Annotated in this window: 16 protein-coding genes; 7 read left to right on the forward strand and 9 right to left on the reverse strand. The window is 70.9% G+C overall.

The genetic code is table 11. The annotated features are described in order from the left end of the window. Positions 1 to 2 precede the first annotated feature (2 nt). Positions 3 to 254, reverse strand: a complete 252-nt coding sequence (locus NR798_RS42765; RefSeq protein WP_375768365.1) for a mersacidin/lichenicidin family type 2 lantibiotic — start codon at positions 252 to 254, stop codon at positions 3 to 5. 99 nt (positions 255 to 353) lie between these two features. Here NR798_RS42765 and NR798_RS42770 point away from each other — a divergent pair, with 99 nt between their 5' ends. Then, positions 354 to 1703 carry a hypothetical protein gene (locus NR798_RS42770; protein WP_375768366.1) on the forward strand — a complete coding sequence of 450 codons (1350 nt, stop codon included), beginning with the start codon at positions 354 to 356 and terminating at the stop codon, positions 1701 to 1703. Positions 1704 to 1723: 20 nt separating this feature from the next. Here NR798_RS42770 and NR798_RS42775 read toward each other — a convergent pair whose 3' ends face one another. Then, positions 1724 to 2548 (reverse strand): helix-turn-helix domain-containing protein, encoded by an 825-nt coding sequence (locus NR798_RS42775; RefSeq protein WP_375768367.1) that lies wholly within the window; start codon positions 2546 to 2548, stop codon positions 1724 to 1726. 146 nt (positions 2549 to 2694) lie between these two features. Between NR798_RS42775 and NR798_RS42780 the strand changes: the two genes are divergently transcribed. Next, positions 2695 to 3615 carry an alpha/beta fold hydrolase gene (locus NR798_RS42780; protein WP_375768368.1) on the forward strand — a complete coding sequence of 307 codons (921 nt, stop codon included), beginning with the start codon at positions 2695 to 2697 and terminating at the stop codon, positions 3613 to 3615. Positions 3616 to 3638: 23 nt separating this feature from the next. Here the strand turns inward: NR798_RS42780 and NR798_RS42785 are convergent, their stop codons facing one another. From NR798_RS42785 to NR798_RS42800, 4 genes are all read right to left on the reverse strand, one after another. Next, a complete protein-coding gene (locus tag NR798_RS42785) occupies positions 3639 to 5459 on the reverse strand; it encodes an AMP-dependent synthetase/ligase (protein ID WP_375768369.1) in 1821 nt (606 codons plus the stop codon). Positions 5460 to 5532: 73 nt separating this feature from the next. Further along, complete coding sequence (locus NR798_RS42790) at positions 5533 to 7674, reverse strand: ATP-binding cassette domain-containing protein (RefSeq protein ID WP_375768370.1); 2142 nt, start codon at positions 7672 to 7674, stop codon at positions 5533 to 5535. Next, complete coding sequence (locus NR798_RS42795) at positions 7674 to 10346, reverse strand: ATP-binding cassette domain-containing protein (protein WP_375768371.1); 2673 nt, start codon at positions 10344 to 10346, stop codon at positions 7674 to 7676. The genes NR798_RS42790 and NR798_RS42795 overlap by 1 nt, the downstream gene beginning before the upstream one ends. 3 nt (positions 10347 to 10349) lie before the next feature. Next, positions 10350 to 11528 (reverse strand): HlyD family secretion protein, encoded by a 1179-nt coding sequence (locus tag NR798_RS42800; protein WP_375768372.1) that lies wholly within the window; start codon positions 11526 to 11528, stop codon positions 10350 to 10352. Between the two features lie 276 nt (positions 11529 to 11804). On the opposite strand from NR798_RS42800, the gene NR798_RS42805 reads away from it, so the two are divergent. Further along, positions 11805 to 13634 carry a hypothetical protein gene (locus tag NR798_RS42805; protein ID WP_375768373.1) on the forward strand — a complete coding sequence of 610 codons (1830 nt, stop codon included), beginning with the start codon at positions 11805 to 11807 and terminating at the stop codon, positions 13632 to 13634. Positions 13635 to 13723: 89 nt separating this feature from the next. Continuing rightward, positions 13724 to 13846, forward strand: a complete 123-nt coding sequence (locus tag NR798_RS42810) for a hypothetical protein (RefSeq protein WP_375768374.1) — start codon at positions 13724 to 13726, stop codon at positions 13844 to 13846. Positions 13847 to 13932: 86 nt separating this feature from the next. Here the strand turns inward: NR798_RS42810 and NR798_RS42815 are convergent, their stop codons facing one another. From NR798_RS42815 to NR798_RS42825, 3 genes are read right to left on the reverse strand one after another with little or no spacing between them, the layout of a single operon-like run. Further along, entirely contained in the window at positions 13933 to 15105 is a 1173-nt protein-coding gene (locus tag NR798_RS42815; RefSeq protein ID WP_375768375.1) for an ABC transporter permease, read from the reverse strand. Continuing rightward, the gene (locus NR798_RS42820) at positions 15102 to 15836 is read right to left on the reverse strand and encodes an ATP-binding cassette domain-containing protein (protein ID WP_375768376.1); all 735 of its coding nucleotides are present in this window, start codon (positions 15834 to 15836) and stop codon (positions 15102 to 15104) included. Before NR798_RS42820 ends, NR798_RS42815 begins: the two co-directional genes overlap by 4 nt. Before the next feature lies 1 nt (position 15837). Next, on the reverse strand, positions 15838 to 17187 hold the full coding sequence (locus NR798_RS42825) for an alpha/beta hydrolase (RefSeq protein ID WP_375768377.1): 1350 nt from the start codon (positions 17185 to 17187) through the stop codon (positions 15838 to 15840). Positions 17188 to 17440: 253 nt separating this feature from the next. Between NR798_RS42825 and NR798_RS42830 the strand changes: the two genes are divergently transcribed. The 3 genes from NR798_RS42830 to NR798_RS42840 all read left to right on the forward strand — a co-directional run bounded on the left by NR798_RS42830 (position 17441) and on the right by NR798_RS42840 (position 19325). After that, on the forward strand, positions 17441 to 18283 hold the full coding sequence (locus NR798_RS42830) for an LEA type 2 family protein (RefSeq protein ID WP_375768378.1): 843 nt from the start codon (positions 17441 to 17443) through the stop codon (positions 18281 to 18283). 99 nt (positions 18284 to 18382) lie between these two features. Beyond that, entirely contained in the window at positions 18383 to 18775 is a 393-nt protein-coding gene (gene panD, locus NR798_RS42835) for an aspartate 1-decarboxylase (RefSeq protein ID WP_375768379.1), read from the forward strand. Positions 18776 to 18881: 106 nt separating this feature from the next. Further along, on the forward strand, positions 18882 to 19325 hold the full coding sequence (locus tag NR798_RS42840; RefSeq protein ID WP_375768380.1) for a hypothetical protein: 444 nt from the start codon (positions 18882 to 18884) through the stop codon (positions 19323 to 19325). Positions 19326 to 19339 lie beyond the last annotated feature (14 nt).

A 19339-nucleotide genomic window follows, 5' to 3' on the forward strand; every position in this document is an offset into this window, starting at 1 on the left:
CGTCAACAGCCGCGGGCCGTACAGAGCAGGGAGCTCGGGCAGGCGTCGACCGCACTGCACGGATAGTCGGTGAACGGATGGCCGTGGGGAGGGCAATGGCGCGCGCCCCCCACCGCGTCCGACAGCTCGTCCTCGCCGAGCTCGGTCACCGGCTTGCCGGAGGGTAACTCGGGGAGCGCCGCCCGCTCCTCCGAGGTGAGGCTCGCGCGGAACGCCGGATCCTTCCACGCACGGATGATGGTCTCTGCTCTCATACGGTTCCTCGCCTGGTGGGCCCTCTCCGGACGGAGAGGACACGTCCAGGGGGATGGAGTTGCCTCGCGCCATATGTGACGCTGCGGCCCGCACACGCCATGAGCACCCACTCCACGCAGCCCCTGCCCCCGCGTCCGAGCGACTCGCTGGAACACGAGCTCCGGGTCCAGCTCGAGGGAGCGTGGGAGGTTCTCGAACAGGCCCGCGCCCGCCAGAGCGCTCTCCTGGAGCCGCTCGCCTCGCGGCGCTGGCGGCACCACCTCCGGAAGCAGCCCGGGCTGTTGCGAGCGGTCCGCGAGCTGGAGACCTCCTTCCTCGAGGCACTCGCTCGCGCGGAGCACCGGCTCGAGCAGGGCTCCGGGTCCGAGCCCCATCCGCTGGCCCTCCTCACCCGGCAGCTCCGCACCCAGCGCGACAGGATGGAGACCCTGGTGCGGGACCGGCTCACCCGGCTCGGCGAGCAGGGCGGCGCATCCTTCGTGGAGGGACTCGAGCGGCTGGAGATGAAGCTGCGCGAGCCGGCCGCGACGGTCCGCTTCGAGGGGGAGCACGTGCTCCTTTCCATCAAGAAGGGGTGGTGGATGCTCGGCCTGTGGAGCGCCGTCCTCCTCCTCACCCTGCTCCCGCGCAGGCGCACCAACGTGCTCGGTGAGCTCTACGACGTCTTCGACACGGGGCAATACGGGCTGCTCCTCCCCGCGCTGCTCCCGCTCCTGCTGCCATTGTTGGGACTGCTGCGCACGCTGAAGCACGTGGGCCGGTTCTGGCTCACGCCCCGGCGGCTGGTGTGGAAACCGCTCGTGGGCCCGGCGAGGCAGATCTCGTTGGACTCGATCCGGTCCGGTGGCATCACCAGCGAGCCGCATGCCTTCACGAAGAAGCTCGGCGTCCTGCATGTCGCGGCGGGTGACGAGCTGCTGACCCTCAGTGACGTCCGGCAACTCCCGCTCATGGAGGCGTTGCTCGAGCTGCACCGCCGGCCGCGCCTGTTCGGACGGGACCTGGGCGCCCCCGCGTATCCGTTGGCCATGCTCCAGGTGACCCGCCGCCCGGCGGCCTCCGCCCCCGGGCAGGAGGGAGCGCCCGGAATGATGGTGCTGCGCTCCGGCCAGGTGGCCTTCCTTCCGGAGCAGGGTTTCGACGCCATGCTGCGCGCCCTCTTCGGCGAGTGGCGCGACGGATGCCCGGAGAAGCTGACCCTGCCGCTGATGCTGGAGCAGCTCTCCCTGCTTCCCGAGGCGGACTTCGACCAGTGCGTGGAGGAGGCGGTGCGCGCCGGTGGCGGAGCACTCTGGCCCGCCGCCACCGTCACCCACGGCCCTGCTCCCTCTGGCCAGGGATACCAGTTCACCCCCCGGGACGGCCCGGTGCTCGCCTGTGTCCCCGACGCCTCACAGCACGAGGCCATCAGCCGCGTCGTGCACCACTGGCCGGCCCAGGGACGTTGAGCGCCCACGCCCGGTGCAGGTCACGCGTCGGTGCGCACACCGTTCTCGGCGACTCGCCGCAGCAGCTCGGCGGTGGGCCGATCCGCGGGGAAGAAGGACTCGATCGCCAGCTCGGACAACGTGATGTCCAGGGGAGTGCCGAAGACGGTCGTGGTGCTGAAGAACGACAGCACCCCGTGCCGGGTCTTCAGCCGCATCGGGACGACCACTCCCGCGAAGTCCTGCTCTCGCGCGGGCCCACCGGACGGAGCCGCTCCGCCGTGAGTGGCCCCACCGCGGAGCTCCTCGTGGAGCGCGGCGAGGGTCTCATCGGCGGAGACGTCGATCTGCCGCTGGAGCCGCGCGAGCACGTGGGCCCGCCACTGCTCCAGATTGATGATGTTCCGGCCGAGACCGGCGGGGTGCAGACTGAGCCGCAGGACGTTGACGGGAGGCTGGAGCAGCTCGGGTGAGACCTCGGCGAGGAGCATGCCGACGGCGCGGTTGGCGGTGATCAACGTCCAGTGGCGGTCCACGGCCAATGCCGGGTAGGGCTCGTGTCCGGCGAGAACGAGGTCGACGGCTTCCCGTGCGGCCCGGAGGGCGGGGGCATCGAGGCGCTCCTCGGAATAGACGGGGGCGAACCCGGCGGCGGTCAGCAGCGCATTGCGCTCACGCAGGGGAATGTCGAGCTCCTCGGCGAGGTGGAGCAGCATCTCCCGGCTCGGCTTCGAGCGGCCGGTCTCGAGGAAGCTGACATGCCGGGCGGAGACGTCCGCGCGGCAGGCCAGGTCGAGCTGGCTGAGCGAGCGTCGCTGGCGCCAGGTGCGCAGCAGTTCTCCGACGGGGCGGTTCGGGAGCGTCATGCCCTGAAGATAGGACCGGGGCGTAGTGGCACCAATTACCTCCGACGTAATCGACACCGGACACGCCGCGGCGCACCTTGAGTCTCGAAGCCAATCAACCCCCAACGGCTTTCAGCCGAGGTGCTGTCATGGACAGACGAGACATCTTGAAAACAGCGGTAGCGGGCATGGGCCTGGCGGCCTGGAGTGCGCCCACGGTGGCGGTGGCGGACCCGGGCCCCGGCGAGCCGGCGGTGAAGGCGCCCGCGCCGTCCTTCATCCGGACTCGCGACGGCGTGGACCTGTTCTACAAGGACTGGGGCACGGGCAAGCCGGTCGTCTTCCTCTCCGGCTGGACGCTCGGCTCCGACATGTGGAACTACCAACTGGTCCCCTTGTCCGGGCAGGGCCTGCGGTGCATCGCCTACGACCGGCGCGGGCACGGCCGCTCCAGTGACCCGGGGCGCGGCTATGACTACGACACGCTGGCGGACGACCTGGCCGCGGTGCTCGGGGCGCTCGACCTGCGCGACGTCACCCTCGTGGGCCATTCCATGGCCAGCGGCGAGATGGTCCGCTACCTGTCGCGCCACGGAGACGGGCGCATTGCCCGCGTCGTCTTCGTCGCTCCGGCGGCCACGCCGTTTCCGCTGAAGACGGCGGACAATCCGGATGGCATCGACGCGAGCATCTTCGAATACATCCGCAACCAGTTGCTGCTCCGCGACTTTCCCAGGTGGCTGGCCGACAACGCCCGCCCCTTCGTCACCGCGGAGACATCGCCCGAGATGATGGAGTGGCTCATGGGCATGATGCGGCAGTGCTCGATGAAGGCCGTCATCGAGTGCAACCGCTCCGGAACCTCGACGGACTTCCGGGCCGAGCTGCCCGGCATCCGGGTCCCGGCCCTGGTCATCCACGGCGACAAGGATGTGTCCGCCCCCCTGGAGCTGACCGGGAGGAGGACCGCGCAGTTGATCCCCGGCAGCCGGCTCGAGGTGTACGAAGGCGCGCCGCACGGCCTCTTCGTCACCCATATGGACCGATTGAACGCGGACCTGCTGGCCTTCGTGCGGGACGGAGGCTGAGCGGACGGCCGGGGACCGGACGCTCACTCTACCGGGATGCCGCCGCCCGCGTAGAGCTGCTCGATGACTCCGGCGTAGCGGGTGCTGACACCGCGCCGCTTGAGCTTCATGGTCGGCGTGAGCACGTCGGAGTCGGGCAGCCACTCGTCGGCCACCAGGGCGAAGCGCTTGATCTGCTCGACGGAGGAGACACGCCGGTTCAGCTCGGCCAGCCCGCGAGCGAGCTCCTGCTGCACGGCCGTCTCCCCCGCCAGCGCGCGCGGGTCGGTGGCCGCGAGGCCGCGCGCCTTGGCCCAGCCGGGCGCCGCCTCGAGGTTGAGCTGGAGCACCGCCACCAGGTACGGCCGCCGGTCTCCAATGGCGACCGCCTGCCCCACCAGCGGCAGCGTCTTCATCATCGCCTCCAGGTTCGACGGAGAGACGTTCTTGCCGCCCGCGGTGATGATCAGCTCCTTCTTGCGGTCCACGATCTTCAGGTAGCCCTCGGCGTCGAGCTCCCCGATGTCGCCGGTGTGCAGCCAGCCGTCCGCGTCGAGCGCCTCGGCGGTGCGCTCCGGGTCGTTCAGGTAGCCGGGGAAGATGATGCCCCCGCGGAAGACGATCTCCCCATCGTCGAGCCTGCGCATCTCCACCCCGGGCATGGGCCGGCCCACCGTTCCCACCTTCACGCGGTGCGGATCCCACGTCATGGCACCCGTGCCCTCGCTCATGCCGAACAGCTCGGACATGGGCACGCCGAGGTCGCGAAAGAACTGGATGACCGCCGGCGGGATGGGCGCGGCGCCGCTGAAGGCGAACTCCAGCGCGTCCAGGCCGAGCTTGTTGCGCAACGGCGCGAACGCGGCCGCGTCCACCGCCTCCCAGGCCTGCCGCAGCTCGGCCGGGAGCGGCACGCCGAGCGCCTTGGCCTCACTCACCTTGCGGCCCACCGTGAGCGCCTTCTCGAAGCGCTCCGCCTTCGCCGGGTCCGCCGCCACCGATGCGCGGATGCCCGCGTGGAGCTTCTCCCAGACGCGCGGAGGCCCGAACATGAACGTGGGCCGCACGCTGGCCAGGTAGGCGGTGAGCTGCGCCGCGTCCGGACAACAGGTGGCCTCGCTGCCCCAGGCGGTGTGCAGGTAGTGCGTGACGATGCGCTCGGCGATGTGCGCCATGGGCAGGAACGAGACGACGCGCTTGCCCGCTCCGTCCCGGCCCAGGAAGTGGAACAGGGACTCGATCTCCGCGGCGATGTTCCGGTGCGAGAGCATCACGCCCTTGGGCTGGCCGGTGGTGCCCGAGGTGTAGATGAGGGTGGCGAGCTCTCCCGGCTGGACCGCCCGGGCCGCCTCCTCGAGGTCGAGCGGCAGGGACGAGAGCAGCTCGGACAGCTCGCGCACGCCCTGCGGCGCCGCCCCCGTGCCGCCGACCCGGATGACGTGCCGCAGCCGGGGCAGCGACGCGCGGGCCTGCTGGACGAGGGAGAGGAAGGCGCCATCCTCGACCACCGCCGCCACCGCCTCACAGTGGCCGGCGAGGTAGGCGATCTGCTCGGGAGAGGAGGAGTTGTAGATGGACACCGGGGTAGCGCCCGCGAGCAGCGCGCCCATGTCGGCGATGTGGAACTCGGGACGGTTGCGCATCATCAGGAGGATGCGGTCGCCGCGCTTCACGCCGAGCTCGCGCAGACCGGCGGCGATCCGGGCCGCCTTGTCCGCGTACTCACGCCAGGTCCACGAGCCGAAGCCCTCGCCCTCCTTCCAGCGCACGGCGGTGGCCTCGGGCTGGCGCCGCACGGTGTCGAGGAACGCGATGGGCACGGTGCGGATGGACGGCTCGGAGGAAGCGGGGTTCGGCGGGGTCACGGCGGCTCCTGTGTCGGGGGAGATACCAAGCAGCTTCGCAAACTCCCCCATCGCCCGCGAAGCCCCCCTCCCCTCAGGGATGCGCGATGACGATGAGCGTGGACGCCCGGGCCTCCACACACGCCATCACCTTGCGCAGGGTCATGGGGTCCAACGCACCGAAGGCCTCGTCGAGCACCACCACGCGCGCCCGCTGCAGCAGCGCCCGGGCCACGAAGACCCGGCTCTGCTCCCCATGCGAGAGCTGCCAACCGCGCTCTCCCACCAGCTGCATCAACCCGGAGGGCATCCGGGCCAGCAGCTCGCCCAGCCCGAGCTCCTCGCAGAGTGCCCTCGCGCTGCTCAGGTCGTCGGGGGTGGGAGGCCAGGCCCGTCCCAGCAACAGGTTCATGGCCAGCGAGCCGGACACCACGTGGTTCTCGTGGAACTGGGGGGCACTGGCGATCTGCGCGCCCCACCCGTCCCTCGTCCAGGTGGCCATGTCCAGACCTCCCAGCAGCAACAACCCCGAGCCCTGGCCGCGCAGCCCCGTCAGGATGGAAGCGAACGTGGATTTGCCCGAGCCGGAGGGTCCCTCGAGCAGCACGCGCTCCCCGGCGCGCACGGCCAGCGAGGCCCGCTCGATCACCGCCCGGGGAGCCCCCGTATGCTTGAAGACGAGGTCTCTCACCTCGAGCAGGGCCTGCGTCTTCGGTGGAGCCGCCTCGGGCACCAGGGGAGAAGCCGCCCCGCCCATGGCCGTGGAACTGGAGCGCCGGGCGGCCTCCAGGATGGGACGCACATTGCGGAACAGCACGCGCGCACCCGAGAGCGACAGGACTCCGACAGACAACGCCCCCACGGCTCGTGCCGCCATCAGCGCGGCCCCCACGCCCACGGCGATCCTCGCGGTCGGGGCGCCCGCGAGCACGGCGGGGAGTGTCGCGAGGAGGGCCACCGGGAGGAGTCCCCGCCGGGCGAGCGCCGACAGCCGCGCCATCGCACCATCCAGCCGCTCGGAGACCTCGGCGTAGTGGGCCAGCTCCTGGTCCTCCGCTTCGTGCCATTTCTCCGGCTGCTCCTGGGCGAGCCGCGTCCGGTGGCCGAGCATGCGCTCGATGAGGGCATGCGTCATGGCGACCCGCGCCTCCGTCCACCGCTGGAAGCGCAGCGACTGGCGCGCGACGAGCACCGCCAGCAGGCCGCAGAAGCCGCCCAGTGCCACCAGCCCGTACCCGCCCGCGGGCCCCGTCACCATCACGCTCGCCGCCAGCACCACGTCCACCACCGCCAGGAGACTGGCGAAGCCTCCCGTCAACGCCAGCTGTTCCATGCCCGCGCTCTCGAAGGTCCTCCCGACGAACTCGCCCATTCCACCGCGGCGGGTCTCGTCCACCGGCAGCGCGAGCGCTCCCGCGAGCAGTTGCCGGCGCAGCAGCGCGGAGAGCTCCATCGTCAGCGTCCCCTGCGCCCAGGCCAGCACCGCCTGGAGCGGCACCATCGTCAACCCCATGAGGGCCCAGGCCCAGAGCCATCCGGAGTCCAGCTGCCCCTCGAACGCGCCCCGTCCGATCAACCACCAGCCGGAGAGCACACACACCTGGATGGCGGCCGTCAGCAGGAGGAGCAGGAGCAGCCGCCGTCCGGCCCGCAGCGCCCGCAGGTGGTGGAGCATGCGGGCTCCCGGTGGCAACCGGAGCGTGCGCGCGGCGAAGAGGTAGATGTTGGAGAGCTGCGCCCCGAGCAACGCCCGCCGGGCCAGGGGCCGCTGGGGCTCCGGCAGTCCGGTCCGCGCCAGGACGCGATCTACCCCGGGCCCGAGGAACCACTCGACACGCGCCTGCGCGGCGGCGGTCAGCGTGGAGAGCGGAACCTCGTGCAGCGTCTCGTCTGGGGCGATGACCCGCGCGGTCCGTCCCGAGGAGGACAGGCGGAGCAGCACGATCACCGACGCCCCCCGAGCGCTCGTCAGCTCCACGAGCGCCGGGGCCGCGCGGCGCAGAGCCCCCTCCACCTCGCCGTGGCGCGTGTAGTGCGGCTGCAGCTCGAGCCCCAGCGCCTGGGCGGCCGCGTCCAGCCACTCCCCCACTCGGCTCTCTTCGGCTGGGACCGTGCGCGAGAGGACCGGGAGCGGATTGGGCAGCGGCAACCGTGCCGCTCGCGCCAACGCCTCCATGGCCTCGCCCGCGCGCTCCAGCGGCCACGCCACCGCCTCCAGGTCACCCGCCATGCGCATCACCCTTCCTCCCCACGCCGCTCGGTGAGCACGCCCTCGGCCAGGACGAGCCGCCTCCAGCCCTCCCGCCCGGACAGCGCCCGCCGCATCTCCGCCTCTTCCTCCAGCAGGGCGCGGTAGTGCGAGTCCTCGCGCGCCGCGAGCTCCCGGGGGGCACCGTCCTCGACCAGCTGTCCTCCGTCGATGACCAGGACCCGGTCGAACGAGAGCGTCTCGGCGATGTCGTGCATGATGCAGAGCAGCGTGGCGCCCTCGAAGCTCCGCCGGGCCCGCTCCAGCAGCGCCGTGCGGCGGTCCCGCTCCAGTCCTCGGAAGGGCTCGTCGAAGATGGCCAGCCGCACCCCGGGCCGGAGCAGCGCCCGGGCCAGCCGTACCCGCTGCCCCTCACCGCCTGACAGCAGACCGCCACCCTCGCCCAGCCGGGTCTGGAGTCCCTCGGGCAGCTTGTCGAGCAGCTCGATGAGGTCAGCTTGGTGCAGCGCCTGCCCTACCCGCGGCAGCACCTCGCCCGCGTCGGCGCCATACGAGAGGTTGTCCACCAGCGGCTTGTTCCAGAGCGACACCTCCGGCTCCACCCACGCCGTCTCCCGTCTCAGCCGCCACAGGGCCGCGCCCTCCAGCGGCTCGCCATCCACCTCGACGTGCCCGCTGGCCGCCCGGTGCCAGCCCAGCAGGAGTCCCACCAGCGACGATTTACCCGCCCCCGAGGCCCCCACGATGGCGACGTGCTCCCCGGGCCGGACCGACACATCAATCCCTCTCAGCAGCGTATGACCCGCGGCCTTCACGTCCACCTGACGCAGCGAGAAGGCCACGCCTCGAGCAGCCTCCGCCGGCCTTGGCGGGCCGCTCAGCGCGACGGACTTGTCCACCTCGTCGGGAGCGAGCAGCGGCTCCATCATGCGGCCCGTGAGTGACGACGCGGCGGGGTACTGGCGCAGGCCCTCGGCGATCTGCCGGCCCAGCGTCACCAGGGCGAGCGCCCAGTAGACGAGCAGCAGGACGGCGCCGGGCTGGAGCCCTCGCGAGAGCGCGTGCAGGACGATCGCCACGGCGCCACCGGTGGCCGCGAACGAGGCGAGCGTCTCGGCGGTGATGCCACGGTGCAGCAGGGTGCGGGCCGCGGAGACGAACTCGTGCAGCGGCTCCTCCTGGGCCCGGCGGAGCGTGGGCCCGGCCCGGTGCGCCCGGAGCGCCACGGCCCCGCGCAGTGCATCCAGGTAGAAGCCCGAGAGCACCCCGTCGAAGTCCCGCATCCGCCGATCGGCATCGAGCAACGAGCGCTGCGCGAGCAGGGGGATGGCGAGCGGCAGAGCACCCGCCAGGAGAATCCAGGGCGCGCTGCCCGGGGCCAACCACAGCAACCCCGCGAGCGTCACGAGCAGCTCGGCGGAAGCGCGCAGCAGCGACACCGCGAGGGTTGGCACGGTGCGCACCTGGTGGATGCCATGGCAGCGCTGTGCCATGTCCGAGACGAGCCGGCTGCGGAAGTAGCGATCGCCCAGGCGGGGAATCTTGTCGAGGAACGCGAGCCGGAGACGAAGCTCCAGCCGCCGGCCCAGCTGGAGCGTCCCGAGCGCGAGGGGCAGCTCGAGCATGAGCAGCACCCCCAGCAGGGCGAGCAGCGTCACGACGCCAGCGAGCCGCTGCCCCGAGGTCGTGAGATAGCGTCCCGCGTCGATGACCCCGCGCAGGAGCAGGGCCTCCAGGAAGCCGCCCACGGCCGCGGTCACTCCCACGGCGGCGAGCACGGCGGGCGTGAGCACCCCATCCCGGCGCAACAAGCCCACCAGCTCTCGCAGCGGGCGCGTGGGAGCTTCGCGCAAGGCGGCCTGGAGCTCCGGCGACAACGGCGGCTCATCCTCTCCGCGCTCTTCGCGCAGGCCCCGGGCCTTGACGCACACGGCGCCGCGCAAGGTGAGCTGCTCGGTGTCCGGCTTGCCCACCGCCGTCCAGTAGGAGAGGGGGACGAGCTGCTCGGCTCGCCCCTCCTCCAGGGCCGAGCGCACTTCGCGCAGGAGCCGCTCGAGGAACCCCGCGGTCTCGCTCCGCTGGAGGCCGCCGCCATCCACGAGCGTCCGGACCAGCCGCGCCGTCGCATCCAGGCAGGCCAGGCTCTTCCAGGTGGAGTCCCCGAGGGCCTCGGAGATCAGCCGCTCCGAGACGGGCGCGCCAGCGAGCGAGGACAGCCGGTGGCGCAGGCCCGCGAGAAACTCCTCCGTCCCGGCCCATTCGCGGAAGGCCTCGGCGGACACGGGCATGGCGTGCACGAAGAGCTGATCGCGCAGCGCGTCCACCGGTACCCACCGCCGCCCCACCGCTGGATCCATGACTTGCACGAGGTGGCCCCACCGCTTCCAGAGCACCACGAAGTGCAGGTTGCCGTTGCCGAGGCTCACCACCACGAGGGCCGGCAGCGCACGGGTCTCATCGAGGAGCAGCTGATCCTTCGGGAGCATGGACTGCTCGGCGTCCAGCCCCAGCCTGACGGCCAGCTCCTCGAGCGTATCGATGGAGGTGCCATCGACGTCGGTCTGGCAGGACTCGCGGAGCCGGCCATAGCTGACGGGCACGCCGAAGCCGCCGAGCAGGGCCTTGAGGGCCGCCGGGCCGCAGTCCATGGCCGAGGTCTGGATGACCTCCGGGATGAAGAGCCGGGGAGCACGCGCCATGGACTAGCTCCTGCCCTTCGGCGGCGGCGCCTGGGCGGGACCATCGAGCCCCTGCCCCAGGGTGCGGAGCACGAGCCGCATCGGCGTGGCCCGCCCCACCTCGATGTCGATGGTGCCCGGCAGCCCATGCTCGAGCGGGATGCCCGGTGGCAGCGCATCCACCGACAGCTCGACGCGCACCAGGCCCTCACGTGCCTCGCTCGCCACCGCCACCACCGTGGCCTCGAGCATGCCGAACTCCGTCCAGGAGAAGCCCTCCAGCCGCATGCGAGCCGGCTGGCCCGCGCGAATGCGCCCCAGTGCCTCCGGGGTGAATTGCGCGACGACGCGCACGGGTCCACCCGCGACCACCGTCGCGATGGGAGCTCCAGCCGCGAGCCGCGTGCCCACCCGCACGGAGCTCGTCTCGCCGAGGACGCCATCCGCCGGTGCTCGCACGACCCGGCGCTCCAGCTCCTCGCGCAGGCGCTCCAGGCTGGCGCGAGCGACCCGCTCCTCCGACTCCAGCCGGGCAATCTCGCCTCGCAGCGCGGCGAGGCGGGTGCGCCGGTCGGTGGACTGCATCGTTCCCTCGGATCTCACCCGCGTCAGGGAGGCACGCGCGGCCTGCTCGGCCGCCTGGGAGCGCTCCAGCTCCGTGCGGACCCGGCTCCACTCCATCTCGCTCACCACCCCCCGTTTCCACAGCTGCTCGAAGCTGGCCGCCTCCTTCTGGGCGCGGCGAGCCACCGCCTCGGCATCGGTGAGCCGGGCCCGCGCCTCCTCCACGCCCGCCGCCCCCTGCCCCTTCTGCTCCACCAGGGCCAGCTGCTCGGCCTCGAGCTCCGCGCGCGCGGCCTCCAACTGGGGCCCCAGCCCCTGGAGCAGGGCCTCCGCCTCCGCCACCTGCCGCGCCTCCTGGTCATGCTCCAGTTCGACGAGCACATCCCCCGCATGCACGGAGCGGTGAAGCTCCACCTGGGTCCCCACCACCCGCCCTTCCACGGGGGCATCAATCGCATACACCTCGCGATGGACCTCCAGCCGCGCCTGCACGCTGCGCTCGTAGACGGTGACCCGCGCCTGGAGGAACCAGAGCCCCCAGACCGCGATCAGCCCCACCGGCAGCAGCCAGAGCACCGGCCGCCCCCGCCGGCGGAGCAGCGCGCGCCACGTGCGTGGGAACAGGCCTTCAACCTTCATGGAGGACTCCAGGGAGGACCCTCATACGCGCCCCCCTCGGGCTGGATGGAGATGCCCGGCGAGCCCGGCACCGCGGGGATGGAGCACGTCCGCCGGCCTTCGTGAGGAAGGCCCTCGCGCTGGAGGGCGCAGCCGGCTCGTCCGGCAGGCGGGCACCGCGCGAGTGGCTCGCATCACAAGGGCCCCGCCGCGTGCTCAGTCCCGCAGAAGTCCACCCTCGTCTGGAGCAGCCCCTGCGTGCGTGAACCTCCCGGGCCTGCTCCCAGGAGCTCCCGCATGAATCAGGAAGCCGAGTCGCTGGATCCCCAGCTGGATGAAGCGAGTCAGGAAGCCGTGCCGCTGGATCCGCACGAGGTGCTGTACGTGCCCCTGCGGCGCCGCTTCGTGAGCGAGTACGTCACCAACGCCGAGGGCAACAAGGAGTTGCTCATCCACTTCGGCTTCAATGAGGTGTCGTTCGATGAGCCGGACCTGTTCTCCTTTGGGGAGACGCTGCTCGAGCAGGACCAGTTCATGGCGGGCAGCGCCACGACGTGGAGCATGGGTGAGGCCTACGAATGGGAGCGCGTGAAACGGCTGCTCGAGGCCTTGTTGGCCGAGGAGTTCCTCACGCGCGAGCCCCCCCAGAAGCCTCCCACCGAGAGTGACTTTCATCGGCGGTTGATGGAGGCGGAGGCCCAGCGGGAAGCGCCCACCGAGCCGCTGTGGTGGAACCCGGATTGTGCCCGCGTCATGGAGCGATTGACGGGACGGCCGTTGGAGCTGGGCTTCCTCGAGACGGTGCTCCCGGTCCATCGCATCGCCCACCCGGCGCTGGATGCGGAGGGACGTCATGTGGGGGAGATGAACGTCTTCCCCGACGCCATGCGCATGAAGATTCCGACGGAGTGGCGGATGTGCCAGTACCCAGGCAGCCGCTATCGCAACGAAGCGCTGATGAACATGACGGCGCTCAAGGCGATGACGCGTTATTGGAAGCCCATGATGCAGGGGCTGCTCGCGGTGCGTGAGGAGTTCCTGCACCGCTACTCCCCCCTCCCGGACGGGCGCTGGCGGATGGGAGATCTCCATGCCCTGGCCTGCGACGTGCTGGCCCTGCCGACCCTGTTGCTGATGCGCGGGAACGCGCCCGTCCCCAACGGGGCGTTGGAGCCCGTGCTGTCCTCCATCTTCCGGGTGACGGACGGCGTGCGGATGGTCCTCGCCTACCTGCTCTTCCTCCCGGAGCAGCCCATGCCGTACGACACGCCCATCACGCCGGCCGAGCTGTACCGCCTCGTCGAGCATGGCAACTTCTTCGTCTCGGGCCGCGGCGTCTGCGCCGGACCTCAGCCCATGGTGGAGGAGCTCTTCGCGACGCTGATGGACGGCAAGCCCGTGACGGGAGGGCCCCCCACCGTGCCGGAGTGGTACGCCGACGTCCCCGCGGCGGTGGATTACGGGCTGCTCGGCCTCCAGCTCTACAGCCTCCAGTTCAATCTCTGGAGCTACATGTGCCGCGCCTATGAGGTGATTCGCGAAGCGCTGCTCCAGGTGGAGGAGGAGCCGGGGAGCCTGCTGAGCCGGCTGCGCGAGCGCATCGAGCGGGATTGGGAGCGCATCCTGCCCACCCGCCTGGAGCAGGCCACCCAGCGGGACTGGGCCGAGGCCCGTTACATCGAGATGTTCGACCGGGCCCAGCGCGGCATGAGGGGCTTCCGGGAGGACGCGCTGGTTCGCCTGCGGGACGTATTCACCCCCGCGCGGGACGAGGTGGATGGGGAGACCCGCCTGCGGCTCCGGGAGCTGCTCCGCTCGCGCGCGGACTCTCCCTCGAGGACCCTGCGAGATGTCCTCGACACCGTGGCGGATGCCACGGCCGAGTTCCTGGCCATCGAGCGTCCGGTGCTTCGTGCTCTGGAAGGTGTCCAGCGCCAGGTCAATGCGTTGCTCCAGCGGCCCCACCCGGCGCGGAAGCTCACCGGCGCGGAGCTCTCACTGCATCACCGCCTGCGCACGGGCACCCACGGCGCATTGCCCTACTTGATGGAGGTGCTCCGGTATGAGCTGGGCATCGCCATCGAGAACACGGCGGATGCCACGCGCTGCTCACCCCTCGGAGCCTGAGGAAATAATTCGAAAAACAACCCGAATCACAAGCGACTCCGACCACCTCTTACTTTGTGAACGAAGTCCCACCCCAAGGAGCAAAACACATGAAGATCAAGACGACGATTCGCGGTGGTCTGATGCCCATCAAGGGCCCCATCACCGGCCGTGGCTGCGGAGGCGGCGGTGGCTTCCCCGTCCTCCTCGCCAAGCTCACCGTCGTGGAGTAACCCCAGACACCCGCCCCCGGATCCAGTCGCCAGTGGGCAGCGCACCGCCCGCTGGCGACTGTTTTTTCATCGAGAGGGGTGGCGGCTCAGGAGCGGCCGAAGACGATCTTCTCGTCGCTCAACAGCCGGGAGATCGCCGCCAGGCACACCGCCGCCAGCGCCACGCAGCCCACCGTGCTCAGCACGAACGGCAGCACGCCCAACGGCTCGCCGCGCATCAGCTCCGACACCAGCAGCTCCTGGCCCAGCACCGGCACCATGTACATCCACGTCTGGCTCTGGATGGGAGAGAGCGCCAGCATCATTCCCGGGACCATCGGCAGCATCATCAACAGCTGCAGGTAGGTCTGCGCCTCCTTGAAGGAGCGCGCGAAGGTGGCCACCAGCATCTGCATGGCGGAGGCCAGCAGCGCCAGGGGCAGTACCGCGCCGATCATCCCCACGGCCGCCACTGCGTCCAGGCTCACCTTCACGCCCAGGTCCTGCAGCGGCACCCGCTTGGCCACCAGCACGAACGCCACCGCCACCACCACCACCATGGCGCAGGAGAACACCGTGGTGGCCAGCCACTTGCCCACCACCAGCGCCCCGCGCTGCACCGGGTTGAGCAGCAGCGGCTCCAGCGAGCCACGCTCCCGCTCGCCCGCCATGGTGTCGATGGCCACGTTCAACCCGCCCGCGAAGCAGGCGATGACCAGGAAGATGGGAATCATGTTGAGGATGCTCGCCGCCAGCCGCTCCGGCGTGGCCAGGTCCACCTCCTCCACCCGCACCGGCGAGGCCAGCTCCGGCGCCACCCCGCGCGCCATCAGCCGCTGCGTGCCCAGCACTCCCGCGTACTGGCTCAGCAGCGACTGCGCCCGCCGGATGGTGAAGCGCGCCTTGTTGCGCGAGTTGTCCATCACCAGCTGCACCTTCGCCGAGCGGCCCGCCGAGAACTCCTTCCCGTAGTCCTCGGGGACGATGAGCACCGCGTCCAGCGTGCCCGCCTGGATGCGCGCCTCGTAGTCCGGCGGAGCGTCGGACAGCTGCACGCCGTAGCGCTCCAGGAAGGCCATCAGGCTCGGCGCGTGGGCCCGCCCCACCACGGGCAGCTCCAACGGCTTGTCCTGCCGGTTCCACGAGGCCACCACCGTGAACATCACCGCGAAGAGGATGGGACCCAGCAGCGAGCCGCCCAGCACGCTCGTCACCGAGCGCCGGTCGCGCAGATGGTCCTTCATCTCCTTGCGGAACACCGCTGTCAGGAGCGCCCTCACTGCATCAACCCCTGGTCACTGCCGATGACCGTCACGAAAGCCTCCTCCAGGCTGTCCTTCCCCGTGCGCGCGCGCAGCTCGTCCGGGGTGCCCTCCGCCACCACCCGTCCCCTCGCCACCACCACGATGCGGTCGCACAGCGCCGCCACTTCCTGCATCACGTGGCTGGAGAACACCACGCAGTGCCCCTGCTCGCGCAGCCGGCGGATGAGCGTGCGCACCGCGCGCGTGCTCATCACGTCCAGCCCGTTGGTGGGCTCGTCCAGCAGCACGTTGCGCGGCCCGTGCACCAGCGCCCGCGCCAGCGCCACCTTCATGCGCTCGCCCTGGCTGAAGCCCTCGGTGCGCCGGTGCTCTATCTCCTTCATGTCCAGCAGCTCCACCAGCTCGCCAATGCGCTTGTCCAGCGCACTGCCCGACAGGCCATGCAGCTCACCGGCGTAGTGGATGTGCTCGCGGGCCGTCAGGCGCGGGTAGAGGCCGCGCGCGTCCGGCAGCACGCCGATGCAGCGGCGCACCTCCAGCGCCTGCGTGGCCACCTCCAGCCCGTCCACCTTCGCGCTGCCCTTGTCCGGGCGGATGAGCGTGTAGAGCATCCGCAGCGTGGTCGTCTTGCCCGCGCCGTTGGGCCCGAGCAGTCCCGTCACCACGCCGTCCTCCGCGCGGAAGCTCACGTCCTCCACCGCCGTCACCGCGCCGAAGCGCTTGTGCAGGTTCGTCACTTCGATCATGTCAGGGCACCGGGCCAGCGAAAGAGGTGAAGAAGGGGGGACGCTTGAGGCCCTCGCCGCACTTGGACTCGAGCCCCTCCACGCTGCCGCGGGTCACGAAGTCCGCCATCAGCGCGCGCGCGCACCCGATGGAGCTCGTCCCGTGCCCCACGCCGGGCAGCGTCACGTGCAGGCTGTGCGTCAGCGTCTTCTTCGCGTCGTCGGCCCACGAGGGCGGCGTCACGGGATCCAACTCTCCGGAGAGCAGCAGCACCGGCACGTCCGACTTCACCGGCTCGCGGTAGTCCTTGGGCAGCTCGCCCTTCGGCCAGAAGGCGCAGGGCAGCAGCATGTTGCGCACCCCCGCCTCGCCCATCCACGTGCCCTTGGCCTCGCGAGTGATGGCCTCGGGCGGCATGTGGGGCGCGTCCTCCGCGCACACCACCGAGAGGAACATGCCCTGGCTGAGGTTGCCCGTCATGCCACTGCTCAGGCCGTGGTGGATGGCGACGAGCGGCCGCCAATCGCCCTGGGTGGCCCGGTCCAGCACCAGCGGCACCAGCGACGCCGCCTCGGGCATGTAGAGCAGCCCACGCAGCACCCCGGTGAAGGCCTCCCGGCTGAGCGTGAGGTCCTCGGGCACGCCGGTGAGGGGGTGCTCCACCTTCGTGTGCACCGGGGCCTGCTGCAGCTGCGTCAACAGCGCGTCGAAGCGGCCCCGCAGGTCCGGGTAGCGCTTGGCGCACTGCGCGTCCTGCTCGCAGTGGGTGAAGAGCAGGTCCAGGGCGCGCTGGCTGTCGCGCGCGACGTAGAGGGGCAGCAGCAGCGACATGGGCGCCACGCCCTCGAGGATGACCGAGCGCACGCGCTCCGGGTGCTGGCGCAGGTACACCAGCGCGGCTCGCGTGCCGTAGGAGACGCCGTACAGGTTGAGCTTCTGGTAGCCCAGCGCCTCGCGCACCTCGTCCAGGTCATCCATGGCGATGGGCGTGGTGTACAGCCGCACGTCCGCGTCGTAGCCCGCCAGGCACGCGCGGAAGTCCGCCTCGTGGAAGGTGGTGTCGAACTGTTTGGCCAGCGGCGCGTCGGGAGGCACCGGCTCACAATCGAGCGGCTTCGAGTCTCCGGTCCCGCGCTGGTCCACGAAGACCAGATCCCGGGTGCGCTGGATGCGCTCCAGCACGGGCACCATGTGGCCGGCCAGCTTCGCGGCGCCCTGTCCGGGGCCACCGGCCAGCAGCACCAGGGGATCCGGCTCCGGCTCGGCCGCGAGCGCCGGCACCACCACCACCTTCAGCGGCACCTTGCGGCCCTTCTTCGCCGCGCGGTCCTCCCACACCTCGTGGGTGCCACACAGGGCCTGCCGTCCCATGCCCTCCAGCCGGCAGGGCTTGAGCGCCAGCTTGCGCCCGGGCTCCGCACCCGCACTCCGCGTACAGGCGGGGAGCGCCAGCAAGGCACACAGGACGGCGGGGAGGAACCGGGAAAATCGGGTGTGCGTTCTCACCGCGCCAGACTTACCACCCCTCCCGGGCCCCGTGCATGTCCCCCTCGGGTGGCGGCCCGCTCCACGAGCCGGTTTGAATTGCTCGGCTGCCCGCGCGTCCGCTGACAAGCTCATGACCATGACCCTGAAGAACCGACCCCTCCTCCTGCTCGCCACCCTCGGCCTCGTCCTGCTCGCTGGCTGCGCCTCGATGCAGAAGATGCTGAAGAACGCCTTCCAGAAGCCGCGCCTCACCTTCAAGTCGGCGCGGCTGTCCAAGGCCTCGCTCTCCGACGCCACCGTGGACCTCGTCTACCAGCTCGACAACCCCAACCCCCTGGGACTCTCGCTGGCCTCCATCGACTACGCCTTCTTCGTCGAGGACAAGCAGGTGGTGGCCGGCACCCCGCCCAAGGGCCTCAACATCGCCGCCAAGGGCAAGTCCGAGCTCGTCTTCCCCGCCAACGTGAAGTTCGCGGACATCGCCCCCGTGGTGACGACGTTCCTCAACAAGGACAGCGCCCGCTACAAGGCGCAGGGCAGCATCGGCATCCAGACGCCCCTGGGCGTGCTGAAGTTCCCCCTGGAGCACGAGGGCGTCTTCGAGGTCCCCAAGATTCCCCAGGTGCAGTTCGAGTCCCCCCGCATCGCCAACGTCACCCTGCAGGGCGCCACGGTGGAGTTCCCCATCACCGTGAAGAACCGCAACAGCTTCCCGCTCCCGGTGGCCGGCATCGCGGGGGCCCTCAAGGTGGCCGGCGCCAGTGTGGGCAACCTCAACACGGGCGACCTGGGCCTGCTGGAGCCCGGTGGCACCAAGCAGCTCACCCTGCCCCTCACCATCAACTTCCTGAGCGCCGCCAGCGCGGCCAGCGCCCTGCGCTCGGGCGGCAATGCCCAGGTGAAGTGGGACGGCAAGCTGGTGTCGGGCGGCCAGAACGTGCCCCTGGACGTCTCCCAACTCCTGAATTTCCGGCGTTAGCGGGGGAGGGCAAGGGGCCAGCCGGGCGGACGAGCCATTGAAGGTTGTCCCCCGGCGCATCAGCCGTTACGGTTGCGCGGCATTCTTCCGGGCCCCTCCATGCGCCGAATCATCTTCAAGTCGAAAATCCACCGCGCGACCGTCACCCAGGCCGATCTGGATTATGAGGGCTCGGTCACCATCGACAGCAATCTGCTGCGCGCCGCCGACATCCTCCCCTTCGAGAAGGTGGCGGTGTGGAACGTGACGCGGGGCACCCGGCTGGAGACGTACGCGCTGGAGGGCGAGCCGGGCAGCGGCGTCATCTGCATCAACGGCGCCGCGGCGCACCTCAACAAGCCGGGGGACCTGGTCATCCTGGCCACCTTCGCCGAGGTGGAGGAGCACGAGGCGCGCAACTGGAAGCCCACGGTCGTCTTCGTGGACGAGAAGAACCGCATCGTGCCTGGGCGGTCGGAGGAGATTCCGGGCCCGGCGCGCCGCATCGCCTGAACGGCGCCGGACGCTCGGCGCACACCACCGCTTTACGCTCCGGCGCGGGCTTGCCATGCTCGTGCGTCCATCACGGGCGGTCCGCCGCCCCGGAGGCGAGCAAGCGATGAAGTGGACCTGGGCATGCGGAGGCCTGCTGCTGGTGCTGGCGGGCTGTATCACCGACAAGGAAGCCTTCCGGCCCAACCCCAACGACGAGGATCCGCTCGTGGGGGCGGTGCCACTGGTGCGCTCGCCGCAGCAGGACCGGTGCGCGCAGCACGGCCGCTCGTCGGTGCGGGGCAACTGTGACGAGGCGAAGTACCTGGCCACCGAGTACACGCGCCGGCTGTCGGTGGGCGACGAGGTGTGCCTGGAGGGGGGCTTCGGGGACGAGCCGGGCTCGGGCTGCAAGGCGCGGGCGGCGGTCATCGACACGGCGCCCAACCGGGTGAAGCTCGAGGTGCGGACGGCGAAGCCGGACTCGCGTTGGTTCAACGCGGAGATGCGTCACGCCTGGTACGAAGAGGGCGCGTTGGTGGACCTATACCTCGCCGAGCGGGGTTACTGAGGGGAGGAGACACG

Source organism: Archangium gephyra, assembly GCF_042230915.1.
In the GTDB taxonomy this organism is placed as follows: domain Bacteria; phylum Myxococcota; class Myxococcia; order Myxococcales; family Myxococcaceae; genus Archangium; species Archangium gephyra_B.

Coding starts and splice junctions, on each gene's coding strand:
- NR798_RS42790 (WP_375768370.1), bottom strand. CDS start 7,674: ATGCGCATGGCGGGTGACCTGGAGGCGGTGGCGTGGCCGCTGGAGCGC.
- NR798_RS42820 (WP_375768376.1), bottom strand. CDS start 15,836: ATGATCGAAGTGACGAACCTGCACAAGCGCTTCGGCGCGGTGACGGCG.
- NR798_RS42830 (WP_375768378.1), top strand. CDS start 17,441: ATGACCCTGAAGAACCGACCCCTCCTCCTGCTCGCCACCCTCGGCCTC.
- NR798_RS42795 (WP_375768371.1), bottom strand. CDS start 10,346: ATGGCGCGTGCTCCCCGGCTCTTCATCCCGGAGGTCATCCAGACCTCG.
- NR798_RS42805 (WP_375768373.1), top strand. CDS start 11,805: ATGAATCAGGAAGCCGAGTCGCTGGATCCCCAGCTGGATGAAGCGAGT.
- NR798_RS42770 (WP_375768366.1), top strand. CDS start 354: ATGAGCACCCACTCCACGCAGCCCCTGCCCCCGCGTCCGAGCGACTCG.
- NR798_RS42765 (WP_375768365.1), bottom strand. CDS start 254: ATGAGAGCAGAGACCATCATCCGTGCGTGGAAGGATCCGGCGTTCCGC.
- NR798_RS42775 (WP_375768367.1), bottom strand. CDS start 2,548: ATGACGCTCCCGAACCGCCCCGTCGGAGAACTGCTGCGCACCTGGCGC.
- NR798_RS42825 (WP_375768377.1), bottom strand. CDS start 17,187: ATGGGACGGCAGGCCCTGTGTGGCACCCACGAGGTGTGGGAGGACCGC.
- NR798_RS42810 (WP_375768374.1), top strand. CDS start 13,724: ATGAAGATCAAGACGACGATTCGCGGTGGTCTGATGCCCATCAAGGGC.
- NR798_RS42840 (WP_375768380.1), top strand. CDS start 18,882: ATGAAGTGGACCTGGGCATGCGGAGGCCTGCTGCTGGTGCTGGCGGGC.
- panD (WP_375768379.1), top strand. CDS start 18,383: ATGCGCCGAATCATCTTCAAGTCGAAAATCCACCGCGCGACCGTCACC.
- NR798_RS42800 (WP_375768372.1), bottom strand. CDS start 11,528: ATGAAGGTTGAAGGCCTGTTCCCACGCACGTGGCGCGCGCTGCTCCGC.